Consider the following 3,804-nt stretch of genomic DNA (forward strand, 5'->3'; position numbering starts at 1 on the left):
AAACTCCTGGTCATCCTCAATGCAAAAGCACGCGATGCGCGCAACGAGTTCGTAATTGCAACTTGACACCCCAGATAGTCGCTCTGTCCTACCGGACATCTCCCCCGCAAGGGGGGAGATTGGACGTCATGACTGCTTTCGCCAATTTTCAACGTTGAAGAGAAAGCGGCGAGGACGAAGCTGCCAATCTCCCCCCTTGCGGGGGAGATGTCCGGCAGGACAGAGGGGGGTGCCTGGGCGCCAACCGCTCCTCCCCCTTTGCTCCTCACCTTCTCACCCGCGATTTCAGCCACCGGTCGAACGCCACCGCCAGGATCAGGATGAGCCCGATGACGATGCTTTGCGTGTAGGACGAGACGTTGTTGAACTGCAGCCCGTTTTGCAGCACGCCGATGAGCGCGGCGCCCACCACCGTGCCGCCGACAGAGCCGATGCCGCCGAACAGCGAGGTGCCGCCGATGACGACGGCCGAGATGACCGTCAGCTCGTAGCCAATACCGGCGACTGCTTCGGAGGAGTTCAGCCGCGCCGACAGCACGAAGGCGGCAAGCCCGGCAAAAAAGCCGACGATGACATAGACCGAGATCAGGATGCGGTCGACGCGCAGGCCCGACAGCCTTGCCGCCTCGGCATTGCCGCCGACGGCATAGACGGCTCGGCCGTAGCGCGTGTAGCGCAGCACGATGTGGCACAGGATGGCGGCCGCGGCGAAGATCAGCGCCGGCACCGGCACGGGGCCGATCAGCCCGGTTCCGAACCAGCGCATCGAGGCGTCGAAGCCCGAGATCGGGCCGCCGTTTGAGATGGTCAGCGTCAGCCCGCGAAACACCGTCAGCCCGCCCAGCGTGACGACGAAGGGCGGCACTTTTAGCCGGGTGATGACAAGCCCTTGCACCCCGCCGGCAGCAGCGCCCACAACGACGGCGGCCAAGAGTGCTGCGAACCAGCCGAACCCTTGCGTGCCGCTCGTCGACAGCGACAGCGTGTTGGCGGAGCCGCCCTTGGCGACCACGGCGGCGACCATACCGCAGAAGGCGAGCAGCGAACCGACCGACAGGTCGATGCCGGCGGTGAGGATGACGAAGGTCATGCCGAGCGCAATCAGCCCGGTGATCGAGATCTGCCTTGTGATGTTGAACAAATTGATCGGGTCCATGAAGCTCGGCTTCAGCACCGTGAAGACGATGATCAGCGCCACCAAGAACAGCAGCGGCCCGAAGCTCATCAAAAGCCGCGCGAAGTTGATACCGCCGCGCTGATCCTGTTCCCCCGCCACGCTCATAGTATCTCCTTGCGGTCGAGTGCCATCAGTTCCATCAGTCTTTCCTCGTTTGCCTCGACGCCCGGCATCTGGCCGGTGATGCGTCCCCGGCGCATGGTGACGATGCGGTCCGACACCGCAAGCACCTCGGGCAGCTCGGACGAAATCATCATCACCGCAATGCCGCGCGCCGCAAGCTGCACCAGGATCTGGTGCACCTCTGTCTTGGCGCCGACATCGACGCCGCGAGTCGGCTCGTCGACGATCAGCACTTTCGGATCGCGCGCCAGCCAGCGCGCCAGGATCACCTTCTGCTGGTTGCCGCCCGACAGGCCTTCGATCGCCTGCTCGGCCGAAGCCATGCGGATCGACAGCATCTTGCGAAACCCGGACAGCGCATCGCGCTCGCGCCGCTCGGCCATGAAGCCGAAACCGTTGCTGAAGCTGCCCAGCGAAGCGATGGAGAAATTCGGCAGGATGCCCAGCGCGGCAAAGATCGCCTGGTGCTTGCGGTCCTCCGGTAGCAGGCCGATGCCGAGCGCAATGGCGTCCGCGGGTGATGCCGGGGCGATCGGCTTCCCGTCGAGCGTGATGGTGCCGGCCGCGATGCGGTCGGCGCCGAAGATGGCGCGCGCCAGTTCCGTGCGGCCGGACCCCACAAGCCCGGCGACGCCGAGGATTTCACCGGCCTTGAGGTCGATGTCGACGCCGTCGAGCACGATGGCGTGGGGCGCCTCGGGGTCGCGAACGGTGCGCAGGCCGCGCACCGACAGCACGATATCGCCGGCCACCGCGCGCTGCGCCGGCCGGGCGTAGAGCTCGGACGCCGCGCGGCCGACCATCTTCTCGATGATTTTGGGCAGCGCGATCGGTCCGCCCTCGCGGTTAAGATGCCCGGCCAGCCGCCCGTCGCGCAGCACCGTCATGCGATCGCATATGGCGGACGCTTCCTCCAGCCGGTGGGTGACGAACATGATGGCGACCTTGTCCTTGCGCAGCCGATCCATGATCGACAGCAGCCGCTGCACCTCGGTCTCGGTCAGCGCCGAGGTCGGCTCGTCCATGATGATCAGCCGGCTTTTCAGCGACAGGGCGCGGGCAATCTCGACCAGTTGCTGTTCGGCCACCGACAGCGCCGACACCGGCGTCATCGGATCGATGGAGAGGCCGACGCGGGCGATGATCGAGCGCGATTCTTGCTCCATGCGCCCCCAACTCACCAGCCCGAGCGGACCGATCGGCGCGCGGCCGATAAAGATATTCTCCGCCACAGTCAGCGTCGGGATCAGGCTCAGTTCCTGGTAGATGGTGACGATGCCGAGCCGCTTGGCATCCTGCGGGCTGGATGGATGATAATCGGCACCGTCGAAAGTGATGCGGCCGCCCGACGGCGGCATGACGCCCGAGAGAATTTTCAAGAGCGTCGACTTGCCGGCGCCGTTTTCGCCCAGCAGGCCGAGGATTTCGCCGGGGCGGATGTCGAGCGAGACATCGCTTAGCGCGGTGACGCCGGCGAAATGCTTGGTGATGCCCTCGACGGCGAGCAGGACGGGTTCGGGCGATGCGGATTCAGCTGGCAAGGGTTGCTCCTCTGATGCAGTTCATGCCGGCACGCTCAGCACTTGAACACCCCCCTCTGGCCTGCCGGCCATCTCCCCCGCAAGGGGGTGTTTGGACCGGAGACATCGCGAACAGGTGTGCGAGGACATCGCGAACAGTTTGGCGTGCTTTGCGCCGGGAGGTTCGCGATGCCATTTGGGAACACCAGCGTGATGGATGGGAAGTTGGAGTTTGTGCGTCTTGCGGTGCAGGATGGCAGCAATGTCAGTGCGCTTTGTCGTCGTTTCGGGATTGGCCGAACCTGTGGTCACAAGTTGATCGCGCGGTATCGCGCCTATGGCGAAGCCGGGCTTGCGGAGCAATCGCGCCGTCCAGCGACGAGCCCGGCGCGCAGCCCGGATGCAGTCGAGGCGGCGGTTCTTGGCATGCGCCGGGCGCACCCGGCCTGGGGCGGACGCAAGATCTCCAAGGTCCTGCAGCGCGAGGGAACCGGTTCGCCTGCACCTTCCACGGTGACCGGGATCCTGCACCGCAATGGCGTCGAGCTGGGTTTGCTCGGGGGTGGAGCCAAGCCGTTCGGGCGCTTCGAGCATGCCGCCCCCAACGATCTGTGGCAGATGGACTTCAAGGGCCATGTCGCGTTGCGGCAGGGCGGCCGGCTGCATCCGCTGACCGCGCTCGACGACCATTCGCGCTTCTCCGTCGTGCTGCAGGCTTGCATCAACGAGACCGGCGAAACGGTCAAACCCCACCTGATTGCCGCCTTTCGCCGCTATGGGCTGCCGCAGCGCATGGCTTTCGACAACGGCCCACCGTGGGGAGATGGCGGACGAAGCAACTTCACACGCTTCACCGTCTGGCTGATCGAGCACGGCGTCGCCATCTCCCATTCCAGGCCTCTGCATCCGCAGACGCTGGGCAAGGAAGAGCGCTTCCACCGCTCGCTCAAGGCCGAAGCGATGGCCGGACCTGCTTTCGAAAAT

3 protein-coding genes are annotated in these 3,804 nt (G+C 65.3%); 1 reads left to right on the plus strand and 2 read right to left on the minus strand.

Translation table 11 applies throughout. The features are described 5' to 3' along the window. Nucleotides 1-265: 265 nt before the first annotated feature. Together NKH95_RS33190 and NKH95_RS33195 are read right to left on the minus strand one after the other, a co-directional pair. Nucleotides 266-1,282 (minus strand): ABC transporter permease, encoded by a 1,017-nt coding sequence (locus NKH95_RS33190; RefSeq protein ID WP_352443288.1) that lies wholly within the window; start codon nucleotides 1,280-1,282, stop codon nucleotides 266-268. Further along, complete coding sequence (locus NKH95_RS33195; RefSeq protein ID WP_128305540.1) at nucleotides 1,279-2,841, minus strand: sugar ABC transporter ATP-binding protein; 1,563 nt, start codon at nucleotides 2,839-2,841, stop codon at nucleotides 1,279-1,281. Before NKH95_RS33195 ends, NKH95_RS33190 begins: the two co-directional genes overlap by 4 nt. Before the next feature lie 192 nt (nucleotides 2,842-3,033). Between NKH95_RS33195 and NKH95_RS33200 the strand changes: the two genes are divergently transcribed. Then, on the plus strand, nucleotides 3,034-3,804 hold a 771-nt coding region (locus NKH95_RS33200; protein ID WP_352894577.1), incomplete at its 3' end, for a DDE-type integrase/transposase/recombinase.

Source organism: Mesorhizobium sp. M0848 (assembly GCF_040319805.1).
Taxonomy (GTDB): Bacteria; Pseudomonadota; Alphaproteobacteria; order Rhizobiales; family Rhizobiaceae; genus Mesorhizobium.

Coding starts and splice junctions, on each gene's coding strand:
- NKH95_RS33190 (WP_352443288.1), bottom strand. CDS start 1,282: ATGAGCGTGGCGGGGGAACAGGATCAGCGCGGCGGTATCAACTTCGCG.